Origin of the sequence: Brevundimonas sp. (assembly GCF_016463295.1) — a bacterium.
Taxonomy (GTDB): Bacteria; Pseudomonadota; Alphaproteobacteria; order Caulobacterales; family Caulobacteraceae; genus Brevundimonas.
Genome location: NZ_JAEMRO010000028.1, coordinates 1 through 19896 on the forward strand (window position 1 = coordinate 1; position 19896 = coordinate 19896).

Annotated in this window: 22 protein-coding genes and 1 pseudogene; 14 read left to right on the plus strand and 9 right to left on the minus strand. The window is 67.7% G+C overall.

Annotation, left to right across the window (positions count from 1 at the left end; translation table 11 throughout):
• Positions 1-230 (plus strand): annotated as a pseudogene (locus tag JHC81_RS07800) (cation transporter); the annotation flags it as partial.
• A 3-nt stretch (positions 231-233) separates the two neighbouring features.
• On the opposite strand, the gene JHC81_RS07805 reads toward JHC81_RS07800, so the two are convergent.
• Positions 234-815, minus strand: coding sequence for a DUF4375 domain-containing protein (locus JHC81_RS07805; RefSeq protein ID WP_292172937.1), 582 nt, complete (start codon positions 813-815; stop codon positions 234-236).
• 123 nt (positions 816-938) lie between these two features.
• Between JHC81_RS07805 and JHC81_RS07810 the strand changes: the two genes are divergently transcribed.
• Together JHC81_RS07810 and JHC81_RS07815 are read left to right on the plus strand one after the other, a co-directional pair.
• Positions 939-2051 (plus strand): GTP-binding protein, encoded by a 1113-nt coding sequence (locus tag JHC81_RS07810; RefSeq protein WP_292172938.1) that lies wholly within the window; start codon positions 939-941, stop codon positions 2049-2051.
• Positions 2052-2065: 14 nt separating this feature from the next.
• Positions 2066-2746 carry an SDR family NAD(P)-dependent oxidoreductase gene (locus JHC81_RS07815; RefSeq protein ID WP_292172940.1) on the plus strand — a complete coding sequence of 227 codons (681 nt, stop codon included), beginning with the start codon at positions 2066-2068 and terminating at the stop codon, positions 2744-2746.
• 18 nt (positions 2747-2764) lie between these two features.
• Here the strand turns inward: JHC81_RS07815 and JHC81_RS07820 are convergent, their stop codons facing one another.
• The 4 genes from JHC81_RS07820 to JHC81_RS07835 form a co-directional block, all read right to left on the minus strand.
• The gene (locus JHC81_RS07820; RefSeq protein WP_292172942.1) at positions 2765-3454 is read right to left on the minus strand and encodes a thioredoxin family protein; all 690 of its coding nucleotides are present in this window, start codon (positions 3452-3454) and stop codon (positions 2765-2767) included.
• A 15-nt stretch (positions 3455-3469) separates the two neighbouring features.
• Positions 3470-5686 (minus strand): protein-disulfide reductase DsbD domain-containing protein, encoded by a 2217-nt coding sequence (locus tag JHC81_RS07825; RefSeq protein WP_292172945.1) that lies wholly within the window; start codon positions 5684-5686, stop codon positions 3470-3472.
• An 85-nt stretch (positions 5687-5771) separates the two neighbouring features.
• Positions 5772-6221, minus strand: a complete 450-nt coding sequence (locus JHC81_RS07830) for an OmpA family protein (protein WP_292172948.1) — start codon at positions 6219-6221, stop codon at positions 5772-5774.
• 126 nt (positions 6222-6347) lie between these two features.
• Positions 6348-6689 carry a YMGG-like glycine zipper-containing protein gene (locus tag JHC81_RS07835; RefSeq protein WP_292172951.1) on the minus strand — a complete coding sequence of 114 codons (342 nt, stop codon included), beginning with the start codon at positions 6687-6689 and terminating at the stop codon, positions 6348-6350.
• Between the two features lie 186 nt (positions 6690-6875).
• On the opposite strand from JHC81_RS07835, the gene JHC81_RS07840 reads away from it, so the two are divergent.
• A complete protein-coding gene (locus JHC81_RS07840; RefSeq protein WP_292172954.1) occupies positions 6876-7835 on the plus strand; it encodes a diacylglycerol kinase family protein in 960 nt (319 codons plus the stop codon).
• On the plus strand, positions 7835-8686 hold the full coding sequence (locus tag JHC81_RS07845; RefSeq protein ID WP_292172957.1) for a metallophosphoesterase: 852 nt from the start codon (positions 7835-7837) through the stop codon (positions 8684-8686). The genes JHC81_RS07840 and JHC81_RS07845 overlap by 1 nt, the downstream gene beginning before the upstream one ends.
• 74 nt (positions 8687-8760) lie before the next feature.
• On the opposite strand, the gene JHC81_RS07850 is transcribed toward JHC81_RS07845, so the two are convergent.
• Together JHC81_RS07850 and JHC81_RS07855 are read right to left on the minus strand one after the other, a co-directional pair.
• A complete protein-coding gene (locus JHC81_RS07850; protein ID WP_292172960.1) occupies positions 8761-9162 on the minus strand; it encodes a hypothetical protein in 402 nt (133 codons plus the stop codon).
• Positions 9162-9542 carry a DUF883 domain-containing protein gene (locus JHC81_RS07855; RefSeq protein WP_292172962.1) on the minus strand — a complete coding sequence of 127 codons (381 nt, stop codon included), beginning with the start codon at positions 9540-9542 and terminating at the stop codon, positions 9162-9164. Before JHC81_RS07855 ends, JHC81_RS07850 begins: the two co-directional genes overlap by 1 nt.
• Before the next feature lie 144 nt (positions 9543-9686).
• Here JHC81_RS07855 and JHC81_RS07860 point away from each other — a divergent pair, with 144 nt between their 5' ends.
• Positions 9687-10340, plus strand: coding sequence for a fumarylacetoacetate hydrolase family protein (locus JHC81_RS07860; protein WP_292172965.1), 654 nt, complete (start codon positions 9687-9689; stop codon positions 10338-10340).
• The gene (gene maiA, locus JHC81_RS07865) at positions 10337-10969 is read left to right on the plus strand and encodes a maleylacetoacetate isomerase (protein WP_292172968.1); all 633 of its coding nucleotides are present in this window, start codon (positions 10337-10339) and stop codon (positions 10967-10969) included. The genes JHC81_RS07860 and maiA overlap by 4 nt, the downstream gene beginning before the upstream one ends.
• 19 nt (positions 10970-10988) lie before the next feature.
• Here maiA and JHC81_RS07870 read toward each other — a convergent pair whose 3' ends face one another.
• Entirely contained in the window at positions 10989-11879 is an 891-nt protein-coding gene (locus tag JHC81_RS07870; protein WP_292172972.1) for an alpha/beta hydrolase, read from the minus strand.
• 50 nt (positions 11880-11929) lie between these two features.
• On the opposite strand from JHC81_RS07870, the gene JHC81_RS07875 reads away from it, so the two are divergent.
• Positions 11930-12562, plus strand: coding sequence for a glutathione S-transferase family protein (locus JHC81_RS07875; RefSeq protein ID WP_292172975.1), 633 nt, complete (start codon positions 11930-11932; stop codon positions 12560-12562).
• 12 nt (positions 12563-12574) lie between these two features.
• Here the strand turns inward: JHC81_RS07875 and JHC81_RS07880 are convergent, their stop codons facing one another.
• Positions 12575-13927 (minus strand): M23 family metallopeptidase, encoded by a 1353-nt coding sequence (locus JHC81_RS07880; protein ID WP_292172977.1) that lies wholly within the window; start codon positions 13925-13927, stop codon positions 12575-12577.
• 392 nt (positions 13928-14319) lie between these two features.
• Here JHC81_RS07880 and JHC81_RS07885 point away from each other — a divergent pair, with 392 nt between their 5' ends.
• From JHC81_RS07885 to JHC81_RS07910, 6 genes are all read left to right on the plus strand, one after another.
• On the plus strand, positions 14320-17559 hold the full coding sequence (locus JHC81_RS07885; protein ID WP_292172979.1) for a YdbH domain-containing protein: 3240 nt from the start codon (positions 14320-14322) through the stop codon (positions 17557-17559).
• Between the two features lie 80 nt (positions 17560-17639).
• Complete coding sequence (locus tag JHC81_RS07890; protein WP_292172983.1) at positions 17640-17825, plus strand: YnbE family lipoprotein; 186 nt, start codon at positions 17640-17642, stop codon at positions 17823-17825.
• Between the two features lie 18 nt (positions 17826-17843).
• On the plus strand, positions 17844-18206 hold the full coding sequence (locus JHC81_RS07895) for a DUF1318 domain-containing protein (RefSeq protein ID WP_292173016.1): 363 nt from the start codon (positions 17844-17846) through the stop codon (positions 18204-18206).
• A gap of 15 nt (positions 18207-18221) precedes the next feature.
• Entirely contained in the window at positions 18222-18476 is a 255-nt protein-coding gene (locus JHC81_RS07900; RefSeq protein ID WP_292172988.1) for a hypothetical protein, read from the plus strand.
• 31 nt (positions 18477-18507) lie between these two features.
• Positions 18508-19320 (plus strand): tryptophan 2,3-dioxygenase, encoded by an 813-nt coding sequence (locus JHC81_RS07905; protein ID WP_292172993.1) that lies wholly within the window; start codon positions 18508-18510, stop codon positions 19318-19320.
• Positions 19321-19395: 75 nt separating this feature from the next.
• A complete protein-coding gene (locus JHC81_RS07910; RefSeq protein ID WP_292172997.1) occupies positions 19396-19881 on the plus strand; it encodes a PA2169 family four-helix-bundle protein in 486 nt (161 codons plus the stop codon).
• The last annotated feature ends 15 nt before the right edge of the window (positions 19882-19896 follow it).

The window sequence follows — 19896 nt, forward strand, 5'->3', positions numbered from 1 at the left end:
CCATCCGCGCCGGGTTTCTGGCCCTGCCGGGCGTCACCGCCGTGCACGACCTGCATGTCTGGGGCCTGTCCACCACCGAGACGGCCCTGACCGCCCACCTGGTCCACGACCGTCCCGACGGCGACGCTCTTCTGTGCGAGGCACAGGCCCTGGCCCGCACCCGCTTCTCCATCGGCCACACGACGCTACAGCTTGAGAGCGGCGCCCTGCCCGACTGCCCCGACTGCTGACGTCTACCGACCGAAGATCGTCGTCATCACCCGCTCCAGCAGCCCGACCCTGGCACCCCCGGGTTTGGTGGCGGTCGATGCCACACCCAATGCCTTCCCCTCCAGCAAGGCCATGAACTCGGCCTCCGAAACAATTCTGAGGTCAGGATAGGCCTTGATCCAGGCGGCGCAGTACGCCTCGACGGAATGACGGTCCTGTTCATCGAAGAAGCGGTCATCGAGCTGGTCCAGGGCGGGCAGGTCGTGATCGAAGATCGCCTCGACCGCCTGAGGATTCGCGATCACCCAGTCCCTCATCTCCGAGAGGATCGCACGGTGCACCGACGCACCGATCTCGCCCAGGCCCAGAAGGGCCGCTTGATGAATGATGCTGCGGTTGTCGGCGTTCGCGATATACTGCCGATGGCCGCCGTTCCTGACTTCTCCGGCATAGTTCAACGCTGCATAGACATCGGGGACAGGCTCCGTCCCGATCATGGAGCCGAAGATGCCGCCGTCGGGAATGCTGCTGTAGAAGTGGTAGAAATCCTCGACGATCGCCTGATCGTCGCCCGCTGCAGTCTCGGTGATGTAGATCGGTCGCACAGAGTTCCTCGCCGATGCGGGCGGATACGCCCGACACCCGAATAGATCGCTCTTTCGCTGACGGTGAGCGCCTGACGTAATCTGACCCTTCCCATCCGGCCGCCCAGCCTCCATCTAGCGGGCATGACCGATACCCTCGCCGCCACCGCCAAGATCCCCGTCACCGTCCTCACCGGCTATCTCGGGGCCGGGAAGACCACGCTTCTGAACCGCATCCTGACCGAGGACCACGGCAAGCGGTACGCCGTCATCGTAAATGAGTTCGGCGAGATCGGCATCGACAACGACCTCGTGGTCGGCGCCGACGAGGATGTGTTCGAGATGAACAACGGCTGCGTCTGCTGCACGGTGCGCGGCGACCTGATCCGCGTCGTCGCCGGCCTGATGAAGCGCCAGCGCCCCGGCAAGCCCGCGTTCGACGCCATCATTGTGGAGACCACGGGCCTGGCTGACCCTGGCCCCGTCGCCCAGACCTTCTTCGTCGACGAGGACGTCAAGGCCAAGACCGCGCTCGACAGCGTCACCGCCCTGGTCGACGCCAAACACGTCATGGCGCGGCTGGACGACTCCAAGGAAGCCCGCGAGCAGGTGGCCTTCGCCGACCGTATCATCCTGAACAAGGTCGATCTGGCCACGCCCGCCGAACTGGCCGAGGTCGAACGTCGCCTGCGAGCGCTCAATCCGCTGGCCCCCATCACCCGCGCCGAACGGGCCAATGTGCCGCTGGATCAGGTGCTGGGTCTGGGCGGGTTCGATCTGGAGCGGATCCTCGACATCAATCCGCAGTTCGCCAATCCGGCGCACGGCGAGGACGGCCACGTCCACGACGAGCACTGCGGCCATGACCACGATCATCATGATCACGATCACCACGGGCATGACCATGCTCACGCCCACGCGCACGCCCATACGTCCGGCGCGCGCGGCCACGCCCATCAGGACGACATCAAGGGCATCTCCCTGTCGCTGGACCGCCCGCTGGATGGGGCGAAGTTCACCGCCTGGCTGGATCAGTTGCTGGGCACGCAAGGCCAGAACATTCTGCGTGCCAAGGGCATCATCGACGTCCAGGGCGAGGATCGCCGTCTGGTCTTCCAGGCCGTCCACATGATCCTGGAGGGCGACCTTCAGCGCGAGTGGGGCATCAGCGAGCGCCGCTGGTCCCGCGCCGTCTTCATCGGCCGCGACCTGGACGAGGCCGCTTTGAAGGCCGGGTTCGAAAGTTGCGCAGCATGAGCAAGGACACAGACATGAAAACCATCCTGATCGTCGGCGCATCGCGCGGCCTGGGCCTGGGTCTGGTCGCCGAGCACCTGAAGCGCGGCTTCAACGTCATCGCCACGGTGCGCAAGGCCGCGGACGAGGCGGAGCTGACGGCCCTGCCCGGTGCCGAGCGGCTGACCCTGCACCATCTGGACGTCACCTCCGATGACGACATCGCCCGGCTGGCCAAGGATTTGCCCGCCGACCTCGACATCGCCTTCATCAATGCCGGCATCTCTGGACCCAAGAGCGTGGTCACCGCTTCGGCCGATGAGCTTAACCAGATCATGCAGGCCAATGTCTTTGGCCCCGTCCGTCTGGCCCATGCCCTGCTAGGTCACGTCCGGCCGCAAACCGGCATCCTCGCCTTCATGTCCAGCATCATGGGCTCGATCGCCGAGAACGAGAGCGGCGGCATGGAAGTCTATCGCGCCTCCAAGACCGCCCAGAACAGCTTCGCCCGTTCGCTCTGGCTCGGCGAGGCCAAGGAAGTCGGCGTCACGGTCCTGTCGATCCATCCCGGCTGGGTGAAGACCGACATGGGCGGTGCCGGGGCCGACATCGACGTGGACACCAGCGTGACCGGCATCGCCGACCAACTGGCCGCCCATCACGGCACACACGCCCACCGCTTCATCGACTACAGCGGGCGCGAGATCGCCTGGTAGGCGTCTTTCCGGGAGGGCTCAGCCCTCCACCGTCTCCGGATATTTGATCGAACAGCCATAGGGCGTGGCGAAGGCCGTCTGGACCGGGCGGCCTGCCTCCATGTCGGCCAGGGCCGCGCGGACATGGTTGTTGGCGCCGTTCAGGTCCTCGGGCTTGTTGGTCGGGCGGTCGTCGATCCCGCCGACGAAGCGCAGGATGCCGTCACCATCGATCACCCGCATGTCCGGCGTGGTCTTGGCGTCGAACAGCTTGCCGACCTCGCCGGTCGGGTCCAGCAGCAGATGGGTCGAGGCGCCATTGGTCCGCGTGCGCCACTCTCGCGCCGCCTGTCCTTCCACGAACCCTTGCGTGCCCGGCGCGGACGAAATGATGGTCAGCCAGACCACGCCGTCGGCGACTGCTTCACGCTGCAAGGCCTGCATGGCCCCGGTGTAGTGTTTGATCACATAGGGACAGCCCTCGTTGGTCCATTCCAGCACGACCGTCTTGCCGCGGAAGTCGGCCAGGGAGCGCGGCGTGCCCTCGGCATCGACCAGGGTGAAGGCCGGCGCGGCCTGACCGGCCGATGGCGGGGCGGCGGTGGCCGCGGCGACAGCTGCGGGGGCGTCGGCCTTGTCTGGCGCGGCGGCCTGCTGCTGGCAGGCGGTCAGGGCCAGGGCGGCGAAGGTGACGGACAGGAGACGAGAGGCGACGGGCAGGCGTGTCATCGGGCAACTCCTTGGCTAGGGACGAATATCCTCCAGGGCGTCGATAACGACCCCCTCGGTCAACAACTGAGGTAGAATGCGCGGCTCGGTCGAACCGGGCGCATAGAGCAGATAGAGCGGAACGCCGGAGCGGCCGTGCCGCTGCAGTTCGGCGGCGATGACGTCGTCGCGCCGGGTCCAGTCGCCGACCAGATAGACGGCATTGGCCTGTTCGATGGCCGCGCCGACCCTGGCGGACGACAGGGAGGTCCGTTCGTTGATCTTGCAGGTCACGCACCAGTCGGCGGTGAAGTTCACGAGCACGGGACGGCCCTCGGCGAGCGCGGACTGAACCGCCGCGTCCGACCACGGCGCACTGGCCAGTGTGGTGCCGGACTCAGGCGACGCGTCGGCGGATACGGGCGCTGGCGGGACGCGCGCCGCCAGGGCCAGTGCGCCCCCGGCCAGAATGAGCGCCAGCACGCCCGACACCAGATGCAGGACCCCGCGTCGGCCGGCCATGCGTTCCGACTGACCCCCGCCGATCAGCCAGACCCCCGCCGCCAGCAGCAGACCGGCCACGAACAGCAGGCCCAGGGCCTCCGTGCCCGTCTGGCGACCGAACACCCAGGCCAGCCACAGGGCCGTTCCATACATCGGAAACGCCAGCAGCCCCTTCAGCCGCTCCATCCAGGGACCGGGACGCGGCAGGCGGCTCAGCAGGCCGGGCGTCAGGCTGACGATCACGAAGGGCAGGGCCAGCCCGAGGCCCAATCCGAGGAAGACCCCCAGCGCCAGCGGCCAGGGCATGACCAGAGCCGCTCCCAGCGCAAAGGCCATGAAGGGCGCGGTGCAGGGTGCCGCCACGACCACAGCCAAGACGCCGGTGAAGAAGGCCCCCATGCCGCCGGGCAGCCGGGACAGCGGTCCGGAGCCCGCGCTTTGCAGCCCAGCGCCGACATGGAAGACGCCGGACAGGTTCAGCGCGACCGCCAGCATCAGCACGGCAAGAGCTGCGGTGACCGGCGGTGACTGCAGCTGGAAGCCCCAGCCCACAGCCTCGCCCGCCGCCCGAAGGCCGAGCAGCAGACCGGCCAGCAGCAGAAAGGTCGTCAGCACCCCGGCCAGAAACGCCAGGCCGTCCCGGCGGGCCTTGGCCGGCTCATGCGCGGCGGACGCCAGAGACGCCGCCTTCATCGCCAGTATGGGAAAGACGCAGGGCATGAGGTTCAGGATCAGCCCGCCCAGAACAGCGAACAGCAGGGCCTGGACGAAGACGGCCAGGCTGGTGCCTTCAGCGGCCTGGGCCGTTGCGGGTTCGGCAGAAGCGGACGCGTCCGGAGCCGCCGTCAGCGAGCCCGAACCGGTCGCCCCGGGCAAGGCGTCCCCGGGCTGGGCCGTGATCTCGAATGCGCCTTGGGCCGTGACCAGAACGCCCTGGACAGACGCGGTGATCCCGGCGGCCCGCGTTGCGCCTCCCGGCGTCAGGCGCAGGGTCAGCCCTTGCGGGCCCCATGCCCCGGTCTGGGGTGCGGGGTGGCTGATCACCCCGGTGCCGAAGGGAAAGAAATAGCTCGGACCGGGGTTCTGGCCGGTCAGGGGGCCGCCGGTCGCCGTCAGGATCAGCTGGCCGTTCTCAAGGACGATCCGCGCCTCGATCCCGGCTGGACGCGGGGCCTTTTCCAGCACGGCGGCGATCGCCGCCCCATTGCGGGGGTCCAGCGGCGCGGCCCCGTCCCGGATCGGCAGGGCCAGTGTCAGGGTCAGTTCGTCCGGCACACACATTTCGGCGCTGCAGACCAGAAACAGGGCCTCGACCGTCAGCGGCAGGTTGGTCCCAGCACGCGCACTGGCCGGAATCTCGATCGGCACCGGCAAATAGGCCGTGCCGGAATAGCCGTAATTCATCAAGCCCGACAGCCGCTGGCGCTCGGGCACCGGCCAGACGATCTCGCCCGCCTTGACGCCTGCGGGCAGGCTCCAACTGAGCGTCGTCGCCCCGCCGGAGTCGCCCGGATTGCGCCAATAGGTGTGCCAGCCGGGCTTGATGGTCTGTTTGATCGCGACCACGGCCGTCGATCCGGGCGCGGCCCAGGCGGACATGGGCACCAGTTCCGCCTCAATCCGCTCGGTGCGCTGGGGACCGGGTGAGGCGACGCGGCTGACCCTAGCCTCCGGCCCCACCTGGGCCACCGCCTGCACGGGCGACAGACACAGGGCCAGCAGGATCAACAGTTGGGCTAAGCGTCTCACGCGGCCTCCGGAAGAGATGCGTAAGACCTTAGTCGTCAGCACGGTCGCCCGTCCACCGAAGCCGCCTCCCGCGCGGCGTCACGCCTCAGGTGCGCGGCGAGGCCTCGACCAGCACTTCGGTGCGCCGGCGCATGGGCTCGTTGATACCGGCGGTCGTCGCGCCCTCTGCACCCACGCCCCCGATATCGAACACGGGCGCGGGCCAGCCCGCAGCCTCCAGCGCCTCGACCACCGCGATCGCTCGCTGTTCGGACAGGGTCTGATTGGCGCTGGCACCGCCGCTGGCATCGGCCAGACCGATCACCTGAACCTTGTCGATGCGGCAGCCCTGAAGCTGCGTCGCCGTCAGTCCGATGGCCTGACGCGCCACATCCGTCAGCCGCGCCTCACCCTCGGCGAAATAGACCTCGAACCGCTTGGCCTGACAGGCCGATGGTTCGGCCACGATATCGCTGCGGCTCAGCGTCGGGGCCAGGTTGCACCCCGCCGCCGTCAGCCCGACCGCGACCAGACCGCCCACCAGAAACACTCTCACAAGCCCACCCTCCATACTCGACCGCGTCACCGTCGCAGCCCTCACGCACCAGCGCCAGCCCCAAAAACAAAAAGGGCGGCGCGCCTCTCGACCCGCCGCCCCCTTCTTACCGTCTACGATACTGGATTAACGGCGACGCTGGCCGTTTTCCCAGTAGCATTCGTTCTGACGGCCATCGTAGCAGTAGTAGTAGCCGCCGTTGCTGTCACGGTAGCGCTGCTGGTTGGCGCGGTCCTGGTTGGAGCCGCGGATGGCACCGGCCGTACCGCCGATGGCACCACCGATCAGAGCGCCGGTCGCAGCGTTGCCGCCACCGACGTTGTTGCCGATGATCGCACCGGCGACGGCACCGATACCGGCACCGACAGCGCCCTGACGGACGGTTTCATTCGTGCCGCCGTAGCCGTCGCTGGCACAGGCGCTGGCCATCATGCCGGCTGCAGCAATGGCGAGAATTGCCTTTTTCATGGTGAATTCCTTTGTTCCCGGGTTCGCCCCTGCTCTGCCAAACGCCAAGTCGCCGCGCCGGTTCCGGAAATGGCCAAGGTTATTGCGCGGGAACGTTCTGGAGGGCTTATGATTGCGTGGCCCAGGCGAACGGTCATGCTGGGCTGCACAGGCGGAACATCGGGTGGACAGGGACGTTCGGGCGGCATGACAGACATCCAGACTCCCATTGATGCCGCCGCTGGCGACGACGCGCCCGGCCTCACGCTGCCTGCCCATGTACCCCTGGGTAAAGTGATCATGCTGGTGAACGCCCTGTCTGGCAGCGTCGGCAATCAGGCTGCTGCCGAAGCCGAGGCGATCTTCGCGGAGTACGATTGCGAGGCCGAAGTGGTGTCGCTGGAGCCCGGGCAGTTCGACGAACAGATTCGGACCGCCATCGACGCCTGTCCCGACGCGCTGTTCGTGCTGGCGGGCGACGGCACGGCGGGAACCATCGCCTCCCAGGCCGGGCCGAACGGGCCGCTGATCGCCCCCCTGCCGGGCGGCACCATGAACATGCTGCCCAAGGCCTTGTACGGCACCGCTGACTGGAAGGCGGCGTTGCGGCTCGCGCTCGAAGAAGGCGCGGAACAGGATGTGGCGGGGGGCGAGGTTTCGGACGGCGTGGTGAAACAGGCCTTCTACTGCGCGGCCATCTTGGGCGCGCCCGCGCTGTGGGCTCCGGCCCGCGAGGCGATCCGGACCGGCAAGTTCAGCCTGGCGTGGAACCACGCTCGCAAGGCCATGAAACGGGCCTTCTCCGGCCGGTTGCGGTTCTCGCTGGACGGCTCGGTCACCAAACGTACGGGGGCGCTGGTCCTGATCAGCCCGATGATCTCCAAGGTCATGGACGAGAATACCGGTCTGGAGGCCGCTGCCATGGACCCGACGGATGCGGCGCAGGCGTTCCGGCTGGCCGCCCATGCCGTCATGAACGACTGGCGCAACGACCCCTCCGTGACGACCCAGTCGACGCGCAGGGTCGAGGTCCGGGCACGATCCAAGATTCCCGCCGTCATCGACGGCGAGCCGCTGATGCTGAAACAGACGGCGAAGGTGCGGTTCATCAAGAAGGCGTTTCGCGCCCTGGCCCCCAATCCTCCGGCGGCGGCGGACACTGTCTGATGGGGCGTGTTCTCCAGTTCTCGGACGTCCATTTCGGTTGCGAGCACAAACAGGCGGTCGAGGCGGCGCTGGACTATGCCCACGCCACTCCGTCGGACCTGATCCTGATCACCGGCGACATCACCCAGCAGGGTCTGCCCGACGAGTTCGAGGCGGCCGGGCGCTGGATTCGGCGCATGCCCGAGCCCCGCTTTGTCATCGTGGGCAATCACGACGTTCCCTACTGGAGCCTGCTGGCGCGGCTGTTCCGGCCGTGGAAGGCGTTCGAGCGGGCCACCGGCCATCCGGCGCATGACCACCAGTTCCTGAGCCCGGCGGTCATGGTGCGCGGCGTGGTCACTGCCCGCGGGTGGCAGGCGCGGGCCAACTGGTCCAAGGGCGTGATCGATCTGGATCAGACCCGCAAGGCGGCCGAGGCCCTGCGTCAGGCCCCGGTGGGGACGCTGCGCATCCTGGCCTGCCACCATCCTCTGGTGGAGATGATCGGCACGCCGATGACCGGCGACGTCAAGCGCGGCGATGCGGCGGCCTTGATCTTTCAGGAAGCGGGCGTCGACCTGATTACCACGGGCCACGTCCATGTGCCGTTCGCCCTGCCCATCGCGCTTGGGGACCGCTGTTCCTATGCGGTGGGGTGCGGGACGCTGTCGCATCGCGAGCGGGGCGCGCCGCCCAGCTTCAACCAGATCGAGTGGGACGCCCATACCATCACGGTCACCGTCTTGGCCTGGACGGGCGAACGGTTCGAGGCCGACAAAGTCTGGACCCTGCCGCGCCGTCAGGACACGCGAAAGGCCGGCACCGCGCCCGATCCGAACGCCCCCGGCGAACGGGAGATGGCTGCAAGCTGATCGCCGCGTCGGCAAAAGAAAAAGGGCCGGTGGATGTCTCCGCCGGCCCTTTTGTCATGTGCTCAGAATGCAGCTCAGTATCGACGGCGACCGTGAGACTTCTCGGTGAAGGCGGCGGCAACCATGGTGGCGAGGGCCGGGTTCCTCAGGAAAATCCAGCCTCCCGCCAGTGCTGCGACAGCTCCGAGAATGGGCCGCTCACGGAAGAGCGAGAAGGCACGCTGTCCTAAACCGACCGGTTCGTCATCTTCCTCATCGTCACTGTCGCCCTTCAGATAGACGAGCGTGACGATGAGAGCCGTCAAGGCGAACAAACCGAAGGTGATGGCCGCCGCCCCCATTTCAGGAACGACCAGGCAAAGCGCGAAGAATATGGTCGCGCCCAGAGCCACGATGGCGACAAAGCCAGCTCCGGCGGCGATGGCGACCGCGACGGCCTTTTTGACCAGTCCCCTGGCCAGCCCCCCGCCGAGCATCAGCGACGACGACCCGACAGGAGCAGACCCAGCACCACGCCGACGCCGAGAGCGATGGCGGTCGACTGGATCGGACGTTCCTGCACGCGCTCCACGACATAGCGCTGGGCTTCGTCGAAGCGCTCGGAGGCTTCGTCATAGTATTCGCGGCCACGCACGCGGGCGGTGTCGTAATAGCCCCGCGCACGCTCGCGCACGACCTCGGCCTGTTCACGCAACTTCGCCTCGGCTTCCGACGCCTTGGCGCGGACCTTGGCTTCAGCGGCCGTGGCCTTCTCGCGCAGTGCGGCCTTTTCCTCGGCACCCAGCACCTTGAGGTCATCCTTCAGGGTGTTGAGGTCGTCTTTGACGGCTGCCCGTGCGGTCTTGTTGTTGGCCATGATGCGAACTCCTGTCGTCAAGCGTGACGGTTAGATAGATAATCTTGCGAGGGAACGCCACTCCACCATCGCGGTTCCCGCAATGCAGCAAGACAAACGCGCTCATCCGATAGCGCTTTCGGGTGGCCCGCGATAGAAAACGCCATGACCGATTGGCTGTTCCCGCCCGCCCCGACGCCCAGCCTGCCCATCGCCGGACGCGGCGAGCGATTTCCCGTACGGCGTATCCTGTGTGTCGGCCAGAACTATGCCGCCCACGCCCGCGAGATGGGTCTCGAGCGGGCCGAGCCCTTCTTCTTTTCCAAGCCGGCGGATGCAGTCGTCACCGACGGGGCCGACCCGGTCTATCCGTCCGCGACCAGCGATCTGCATCATGAGGTCGAGATGGTCTGTGCCATCGGGCCGGATGGCGACATCGTGGGCTGGGCCGTCGGCTGCGACCTGACGCGCCGCGACCTTCAGGCCGCCGCCAAGGCCAAGGGGCGGCCCTGGGATGCGGCCAAGGGTTTCGATCGGTCGGCCCCCTGCGGAGCCCTGACGATGGGGCCCCTGCCCGATCCGGCGGCGGCGATCGCCCTGACCGTCAACGGCCTGATGCGCCAGTCAGGTCGACTGGACGACATGATCTGGAGCCCGGCAGAGGTTCTGGAAAAGGCACGAACGCTTTGGGACGTCCGGGCGGGCGATCTGATCTTTACCGGCACGCCCGAGGGTGTGGGACCGCTGGTGCCCGGCGACAGGGTCGAGGCGTTGATCGCGGGACTTTCGCCGCTGTCTTTCACGATGAGGGCCCGATGATCCTGCACGGCTACTGGCGCTCCGGCGCCGCCTATCGCGTCCGCATAGCCCTGGCGTTGAAGGGGGTCGACTATGAAACGCAGGGGCACGACCTGCGCACAGGGGCCCAGAAGGCGGCGGACTATGTCGCGCTGAATCCTCAAGGCATGGTGCCCGCGTTGCAGATCGACGGGGCGGTCCTGACCCAGAGCCCGGCCATTCTGGAATGGCTGGAGGAAACCCATCCGGAGCCGCCTCTGCTGCCCGCCGACCCGCTGGATCGCGCGCGCGTCCGGGCCATGGCGGCGCTGATCGTCTGCGACATCCATCCATTGAACAATCTGCGGGTCGGCAAGAGCCTGCGCGAGGATTTCGGGGCCGACCAGGCGGCGGTCGATGCTTGGGCCGCGCGCTGGATCGTGCCGGGGTTTACCGCGCTGGAGGCGCTGGTCGCGCGCGACGGCGACGGCTGGTGTTTCGGAAACACGCCGACGCTCGCCGATGCCTGTCTGATCCCTCAGATCTACTCGGCGCACCGGTTCAACGTGCCGCTGGACGCCTTCCCCCGCCTGCTGGCCATAGACGCGGCAGCCCGCGCGCACCCGGCCTTCATCGCAGCGCATCCGGACCGCCAGCCGGACGCGGACTGATCGCGCTCTAGTACCGCAATCAAGCCAGGAACCGGTCCACGGCTGCAAGGAACCGTGTGGGCTGGTCGATCATGACCATGTGTTCGGCCCCTTCGATCCGCTCGAAGGTGGCGGGTGAGCGGAGGCGCGCATAGGCGGAGCGGAACAGGCTGTCGGCCCGGCTGCGCGGCGAGGCGTCGTCCGGGCTCCAGCCATAGGCGACCGTGACGGGCACGCGCACATCGGCCAGTCGCGGACGCAGGTCCACAGTCATGACTTCATACAGCGCTTGCGCCAGCACGCGGCGGTCGCCGCCCTGCCAGCCGATGGAGCCGAACAGGGCGTCACTGGCCCCGCCCAGTTCGACCCCCATCTCCCGTCCCCGAGCCAGCAGCACATCGTCGCCCAGGAACTGCAGGGCCTGATAGGCGACCTGGGCCAGAGGCTCGACATCCGCTGTCGTCGCCTGGGGGCTGATGAGGGCAGGGAAGAAGGGTGAGGAGTCCACGGTCATCAGGCGACCGACCGCGCCACCCGCATCGGCGGCGACGCGCACGCCGATCTGACCACCCATCGAATGCCCGATGATAGCGGGCCGGTTCAGTCGCTGTTCGGCGATGTAGCGACGGATGTCATTGGCGACGGGGGTGAGGAGCGGCCCGCTGCCGTTGTCCTGCGCCTCCAGATCGCCGAAGCCCCGCACCGATACCAGATGCAGCCGATACCGACGCTCCAGACGCGTCGCCGTGCCGCGCCAGACCTCGGCGGTCGAGGCCAAGCCTGGGATCAGGATCAGGTCCGGTCCTTGGCCACGAACCGACACGGCGATGCGGCGGGACTGGAACGGAGTCTGCGTCCAGGCTGTGCCGCCTGTCGATCCCGCCAGGATCAATCCGCCCATCAGGCTCAGAATATCGCGTCTATGTGCCATGCCGTCATCGTGCCAAGGTCGCATTGAGGGACAACGCGAGGGAAACCGAAATGAGCCAGCCGTCCGACGAAATCGTCTTCTACACCAACCCCATGTCGCGCGGTCGCATCGCGCGCTGGATGCTGGAGGAGGTCGGCCAACCCTATCGCACCGTGGTTCTGGATTACGGCACGACGATGAAGGGCGACGACTATCTGGCCCTCAATCCGATGGGCAAGGTACCGGCCATCACCCACCGCGGGGTGACGGTCACCGAATGCGCCGCCGTCTGCGCCTATCTGGCCGACGCCTTTCCGCAGGCCGGCCTGGCTCCGGCGTTGGATGACCCGAAACGGGGGACCTATCTGCGCTGGATGTTCTTTGCGGCCGGTCCTCTGGAGGCGGCGGTGACGGCCAAGTCGCTGGGCCTGCTGGCTCCGACGGAGAAGTCCGGCATGGCCGGCTATGGCTCGTTCGATCAGGTCGTCGATGCGCTGGAGACGGCGGTCGCCGACGGCTCGTGGATCCTGGGCGACAGATTCTCGGCGGCAGACGTCTATGTCGGCAGCCAGATCGCCTGGGGCCTGCAGTTCAAGACCCTGCCCGAACGCGAGGCGTTCAAGGCCTATGCCGACCGGCTGCAATCACGCGAAGCCGCAGGACGGGCGCGGGCACTGGATGATGCGCTGCTGCCGCCGGCCTAGGACCGTATCCGATCAGCCCTGCGTCGAGGCGGGACGCAGAGCGGCGCTCTGAACCTGCGGACGGCGTTCGCCGCCGGCGGCGCGAATGCGGTCGATACGGGCCTTTTCGGCGCGGAAGGCGGCCAGATCGGCCCCGGCCAGAACCGTGCCCTCTTCGGTGCGGATACCGGCGGGATTGATCCGCTGACCGTTGCGCCAGATCTCATAGTGCAGGTGCGGACCGGTCGAGGCTCCGGTGGAGCCGACATAGGCCACGACCTGGCCCTGACGCACGCGCTGCCCGGCGCGAATGCCCGACCCATAGCGCGACAGGTGGCCATAGCCGCTTTCGAGACCGTTCGAATGACGGATGCGCAGCCAGTTGCCATAGCCGCCCCAGCGCCGCGCCTCGACCACCACGCCGTCGGCGGGGGCCACGACCGGCGTACCGGAGCCGGCGGCGAAGTCGATGCCCTGGTGCATCTTGCGATAGCCAGCGATCGGGTGGCGGCGGAAGCCAAAGGAGGAGGAGACGCGGAAGCCCCGCTCCAGCGGGGTGCGCATGAAGGCCGAGCGGGTATTCTTGCCCGTGGCGTCGAAATACTGGGCTTCCTTCGCGCCCGCAGGCTGGAAGCGGTAGAAGGCCACGCCCTTCAGCTCGGCATACAGCAGGCCGTCAGTGGCGATGGTGCGGCCCGCCTCGGTGACGGTGCGGCCGAAGACATAGGTGAACTGGTCGTTGGAATGGATGTCACGATCCATGTCGAACTTGTGCGAGAACAGTCGACCGGCCACGCGGGTGATGTCGGCCGGCACGCCACCACGACGGGCGGTCCGGGACAGCGAGCCCTCGACCTTGCCGCTCAGAACGACCGTTTCATGGGTGACGCGCTCTTCAAGCGCGCGCAGGCGAAGGGCACCGTCGAAGCTGCGCGACACGGTCACCTGGGTCGCGGGGCCGGTCCGCATCGTCAGGCCGATCAGGCGGGCATCGCCGCGGCCACCGCGCGGACGCGAAATGGCGGTTTCGAACTTCTGGCCCGCGCGCATGGCGGTCACATCGACGGCATTGGACAGGGTGGCGGCGACGGCGGACGCTTCTTCCGGTGCGATCCCGGTGCGGCGCACGGCTTCCTCGAAGGTCTCGCCGCGGCGAATCTGGACGGGAACGGCTTCAGGCGCGGTCAACCCGTCCGGGGCGCTGGCGGTCGCCAGAGCATTGGCCTCCAGCATGGCCAGCTGGGCGGCGCTGGGGGGTGGAACCACTTCGGCCTGAGCGGGTTGGTATGCACGTCCTGCGAACAGCGCCACCGTCAGCGCGGCCACGGCCGTCATGGCATGTGGCGCAATGCGCATCGGCTGACGACGTGGGTCGAACTGAGCCATCGGTCCCCGAAACATAACGACGCCGGTCGGCGCCAAGCCACTGGTAATCGGTACTCCGCGACGGGCGCTGTGTCCCGTTGCGAGACGGGGCCTATACCCCGTCCGTCCCATGATGGGAAGACAGCATGTTACAAACTGTTAACCGCTGCGACAACATCGGTCAGTTGCGCCGTCGTGCTCGCCCCCGGGCTGAGCATCTTTCGAGTAGTCGCGGGGTTTTCTTCAAGATCAGCGAGTGCCAAAGAATCCCTTGCCTTAGAGCGTAGCGCAGTGTTGGACAGGTGGCTGATCTGACACTCTACTGTGGTTCGTTCGCAACGGACCTGATGCTGTTTTCCGGAGCCTGTCTTGCCCGTCGTATCCCCAGAGAATGATTCTCAAGGATGTCGCGCTTGAGCGCCCAGGCTGACGGTGCCGGGTCGACGAAGGCGAAGCCGCGCAAGCGGATATGGCGACGCCTGGGGCTGGCCCTCGGCGTGTTCGCCGCGATCATCCTGGTCCTGACGGCTGCGCTTTATCTGAACCGTCGGGCGGCGACACGTGAGGTCCTGATCGGCTGGCTGGAGCGTCAGGGGATCGACGCCGACATGCAGGTCGAGCGGGTGGAACTGGATGGCATCGTGGCCAGCATCCGCATCGGCGATCCTGCTGATCCCGATGTGGTCATCGAGCGGGTCGAGGTCGATTATGCCGTGGCCGCGCCCTGGTCGCGCACGGGTCTGGGGGTCACACCCAGCCGCATCCGGCTGATCCGTCCGGTGGTTCGGGCCGGGTTCCGTGATGGGAAACTGACCTTCGGCTCCCTCGACCCCCTGATCGATCGCTTCACCGGCCAGCCGCCGCGTCCCGACAGTCGCAGCCCCCTGGTCATCGTGGAGCAGGGGCGTCTGCGGCTGGATACCGACTATGGCCCCGTCACTGTTCTGGCCGATGCGCGGGTCGACAATGGCAAGCTGATGCAGATGAACGCCCGCCTGCCCGAAACGGCCCTGCGCAGCGGCGATGTCCAGGCCCAGGGCCTGAAGGCCACGGTACAACTGTCGACGACGGGCGACCGGGTCGATGTGCGGGCCAGCGTTTCGGCGGATGCGGCCACTGTATCGGGCGTGTCGACCGAGGCGGGGTCCATCAGTCTGACCGGCACTGTGCCCTATCCCGACCTGAAGACGCGCCGTGGCGACGGGGCGGCGGACCTTCAGGCCGTGGTGGCGGCGCGTCGCCTCCGCTCCGGCGCGACGGATGCGCGTGACCTCAGCGCCCGCCTGAGCTTCGACGGCCAGATGCGGGGCTGGCTCGAGACCTTCACGATCGACGGCCAAACCGGGGCCGACATCCGCACGGGCCGTCTGGAGACCTCTGACGCAGCCGCGACCGGTGCCCGCCTGATGCTGGAGCGCAATCCGGTTTCGGTGTCGCGCAATGCCGAGGGGCTCGCCTGGCGTGTCGATGGCCCGCTGCAGATAACGGCGGCCCGCGCGTCGGGTGCCGGTCTGGACGGAGAGGGTGTGCGTCTGTCCTCGCGGGCCTTCACCCTAGGAGGCCGAGGCGAGGCCGTGGAATTCCAGGCCCCTCTGATGCTTCAGGCGCGCCGCCTGACATGGGACGCGCTGTCGCTCAGCGGCGTGGATGGGGCGGTCAGTCTCGACGCCGTCGTCGATCAGGGCTTCCGCATCACCGGTGTTGGTCGTCTACAAAGCGCAGGCGGGGCCTGGCCTCTGTTCGGACCTCCGGCATCGGACGACATTGCCGAACTGGGGGCCATGAAGCGGGCGCTCGGCGATTTCGCGGTCGACATCCCGGCCTTCACCCTTGCCGCGTCTTCCGCCACCACGCGCGTGACGCTGGACCGGCCTGCGACGCTGACACCGCGCAATGGTGGCGTGCTGACGCTCCGCCCCGCTGCCACCCCCATCTTCAGCGCCCGCGATGGTCAGGCGGGCGGCGGGGCCCTGTCCCTGAGCGCCACGCGCGGTGAGGGCCTGCCGGAGGCCGCCTTCGACATTCCGGCCTGGCGGCTGACCCCCGGTGGCTTCACTGCGACGCTGGACGGTCGCGCGGCGCTCGACTTCGACCTGGCAAAGGGCATTGCGCTGGAGACGCGCGGCGAGCTGGCCTCCTCCAACGGCCGTCTGACCTATGCAGCGGCGAGCTGCATCCCCCTGACCGTCGAGCGGCTGGAGCTGGATGAGAGCGATGTCACCACGATCGCCGGCCAGATCTGCCCCGCCGACCGCCCGCTGGTCACCGTGGCCGACGGCGGCTGGCGCGCGGAGGGTCTCATCGCGGGCCTGAACGCCTCGGCACCTTTCCTTGCCCTGAACTTCACCGACGCCAAGGGCAGGTTCGTCGCCACCGGCGGACCGTCCGGTGTGGGGCTGGAGGCACAAGTTGCCTCGGCCCTCGTTGTCGATGCCACCACCCCCGCCCGCTTCAATCCGGTCACGGCCCAGGGCTCGGCCCGGCTGGCCAATGAAAACTGGACCGGCTCCTTTGACCTGGCCCGCAGCGGCACGGTTCTGGGTCGCATGACCCTGGCGCATGACGGGCGGGCCGGGGCGGGTGGCCTGACCATCGATGCGCCGTCCATCGTCTTTGCCGAGACAGGTCTTCAGCCCGACGACCTCAGCCCCCTGGTCGCCGATTTCATCCAGTCGCCCGCCACAGGCTCGGTCGGCTTTCAGGGCCGGATCGACTGGTCGTCGGACACCGACGGCTCCAGCTCGGGTCGCCTGACCATTCCCGGCCTGGATTTCGTCAGTCCCGGTGGTCCGGTGAGGGGCCTGCGCGGCACGGTCGATTTCACCAGCCTGGCCCCCCTGGTCACCGCGCCGGACCAGCGGCTGACCATCGACACCCTGGAATCGGTCGCGCCGATCACGGACGTCGCCGTCACCTTCGACCTGGCCGCAGACGCCTTCATGATCGACGGCGGAGAGATCAACATCGCGGGCGGCAAGGTGACGGTCGAGCCGTTCTCCGTGCCGCTCGACATCTCCAAGGGCTTTTCCGGCGTCATCACCCTGGATCGGGTCCAGCTGGGCGAGGTGGTGGCCAACTCCGGCTTTGCCGACAAGGTGAAGATGGACGCCGTCGTCTCGGGCCGCCTGCCCTATACCTATGACCCGACCAACGGCATCCGCATCCAGTCCGGCACGATGGAGGCGGTGCAGCCGGGTCGCCTGTCCATTTCGCGCGACGCCCTGACCGGGGTTCAGGCCGGCGGGGCCGGCGGCGAGGTACCGCCCAATACGGTTCAGGACCTGGCCTTCCAGGCCATGGAAAACCTGGCCTTCGACGTCCTGACGGCCCAGCTCAACAGCCTGGACGAGGGCCGGATCGGCGTGATCTTCCACATCAAGGGGCGTCACGAGCCGCCGCAGTACCAGGACCTGCGCGTCACCATTCCCGACCTGATCAGCCGCGAATTCCTGAACCGGCCCATCCCCCTGCCGTCGGGCACGGCCATCGATCTGACGCTGGATACGACATTGAACGCCAATGAGCTGGCGGGCGATCTGATGGAGCTGAACCGTTCGCGCAACGGCGAGGTCAGCACGCGCACGCCCGAGGTAGAACCGGATGTGGTGCCCCCGCCAACGCCCGTGCCCGCAGCTCAAGCCGAGACACCATGACGCCCGCACCTTGGCCGTTCAGAACCTGTTCACCCTGCAAGGCGTTATTGGGCGGCGACAGATCGAGACGGAGACCCCTCATGACCCGCAAGCCTTTGACCGTCGCCCTGCTGGGTCTCGCCTTTGTCGGCGTGGCCGCCTGCACCCCGACGATCCGCCTGCAGGTGGACCCGATTCAGATCTATGCGAAACTGGACGCCGACGTCCGCGTTCGTCTCGACAAGGAGCTTCAGGACCTCCTGGTCGAAAACCCCAACCTGTTCTGAATGCGAAAGTTGACCAAGATGTCGTTCCGCAAATTCTTCGTCGTCACCGCTGCCGTGGCTGCGCTGGGCGTCGCCGCAGGCGCAGCCCTGGCCCAGACGCCCGCCCAGAAGTCGCTGATCGACGCCGCCAAGGCGCAAGGCACCGTGGGCGAACAGTCAGACGGCTATCTCGGCTTCCGCACCCCGTCCTCGGACGCGGCCCTTACCCAGGCGGTGCAGGTAACCAACACGGCCCGCCGCGCCGCCTATGCCCGCAGCGCCCAGGCCGCCGGGACCGCGCCTGATGTCGCCGCCGCCCGCGCGTTCGAAACGATCGTCATGCCGCGCATCAGTTCGGGCGAATGGTATCGCAACGCCTCGGGCCAGTGGGTCCAGCGCTAGGCCGGGACTGACCGAGTGGGAACTATTCGTCAGCTTCTGATCGTCCTGGCCGTCGCCGTCGTCTCGACCGTGGCGGTCGGTGCGGCCTGGGTGGCCATCGGCGGTGGCTCCCTGCCGACTCACGGCTGGATCGCGCTCAGCCTCGGCATCGCCGGCACCGTGGCCCTGACCTGGGTGCTGATGCGGCTGGCCTTTCGCTCCGATCGTGACGGCTGGGACGCGCGCGCCGATGACACCTCTGACCTAAGACGCAAGCCCCCCGAGGCTTGAGCCCATCGCCGCGACGGGCGATAGGTCGCCCATGACCGCACCTGCTGACACGTCCCGCGCCGACATCACCTATGCCGGCTATCTGTCGCTCGACGACCTGCTGGCCGCCCAGCACCCGCTGTCGGACGAACATGACGAGATGCTGTTCGTCGTCATTCACCAGACCAAGGAGCTGTGGCTCAAGCAGATCCTGCACGAGGTGGCGCAGGCGCAAGCCCTGGTCCGCGCCGGCGATCTGGTCCCCGCCTACAAGAGCCTGGCCCGTGTCAGCCGGATCCAAGCCGTCATGACCATGAGCTGGGACATCCTGGCCACCATGACCCCCGCCGACTATCTGCGCTTTCGCGGCGTGCTCGGTTCGTCCTCCGGCTTTCAGAGCGATCAGTTCCGCCGCTTCGAGGCCATGCTGGGTCTGAAGGACGCCCGTTTCCTCAAATTCCACACCGAACGCCCCGAAGCCCTCGCCGCGCTCCAGGCGGCCATCGACGCGCCCAGCCTGTATGACGACGCCCTGGCCCAGCTGGCGGCGGCCGGCCTGCCTGTGCCCGCTGAGGTCCTGAACCGCGACGTCAGCCAGCCCTATGAGCCATCGCAAGGCGTCGAGGATGCCTGGCTGGAGGTCTACCGCGACACCACCCGCTGGTGGCCGCTGTATCAGTTGGCGGAGAAGCTGGTCGATCTTGACGACGCCCTGCTGACCTGGCGGCACAAGCATGTGGTGACGGTCGAGCGGATCATCGGCCGCCGTCGCGGGACGGGCGGCACCGAGGGCGTGGCCTATCTGACCGAGACCCTGCAACGCCGCTGCTTCCCCGAGCTGTGGTCGCTGCGCACGAAACTGTAGCCCCCTGCGTCATGCCGCGCCGCAACCTCCGCCGTTTCGGGCCGTTCTAGGCACCTGACATTGCGGAGACCTCCCATGACCGACGCCAACCGCCACGATATCCAGGTCCTGAACGGCCTGATCCAGTCGATGATCGACAGCGCCGAAAGCTATGGCGAGGCCGCCGCCGAAACCACCAATCCCGAATACGGCGAACTGTACGCCCGGCGCGAGGCCGAACGCCGCGCCCTGGCCGAGGACCTGTCCCAGCACGTGCGCCTGCTGGGCGGCGAGCCCCAGACCTCCGGCTCCATCATCGCCAAGGCCCAGCGCGCCCTGACCGACGTCAAACACGCCCTGATGCGCAATGAGGCGACCGTGGCCGGCGGCCCCGAACAGGCCGAGGACGCCATCAGCGCCCGGTTCGACAAGGCGACCGCCGACACCTCCATCTCGGCCACCACCCGCGAAACCATCCGCCGCGTCCATGCCGCCATCCGCACCGGCCACGCCGAGATGAGCGAACTCAAACACACCCTGGAAAGCCGCCAGACGGCCGAGAGTGGGCTGTTTCCGCAGTAGGGCTTTGACGGCGCG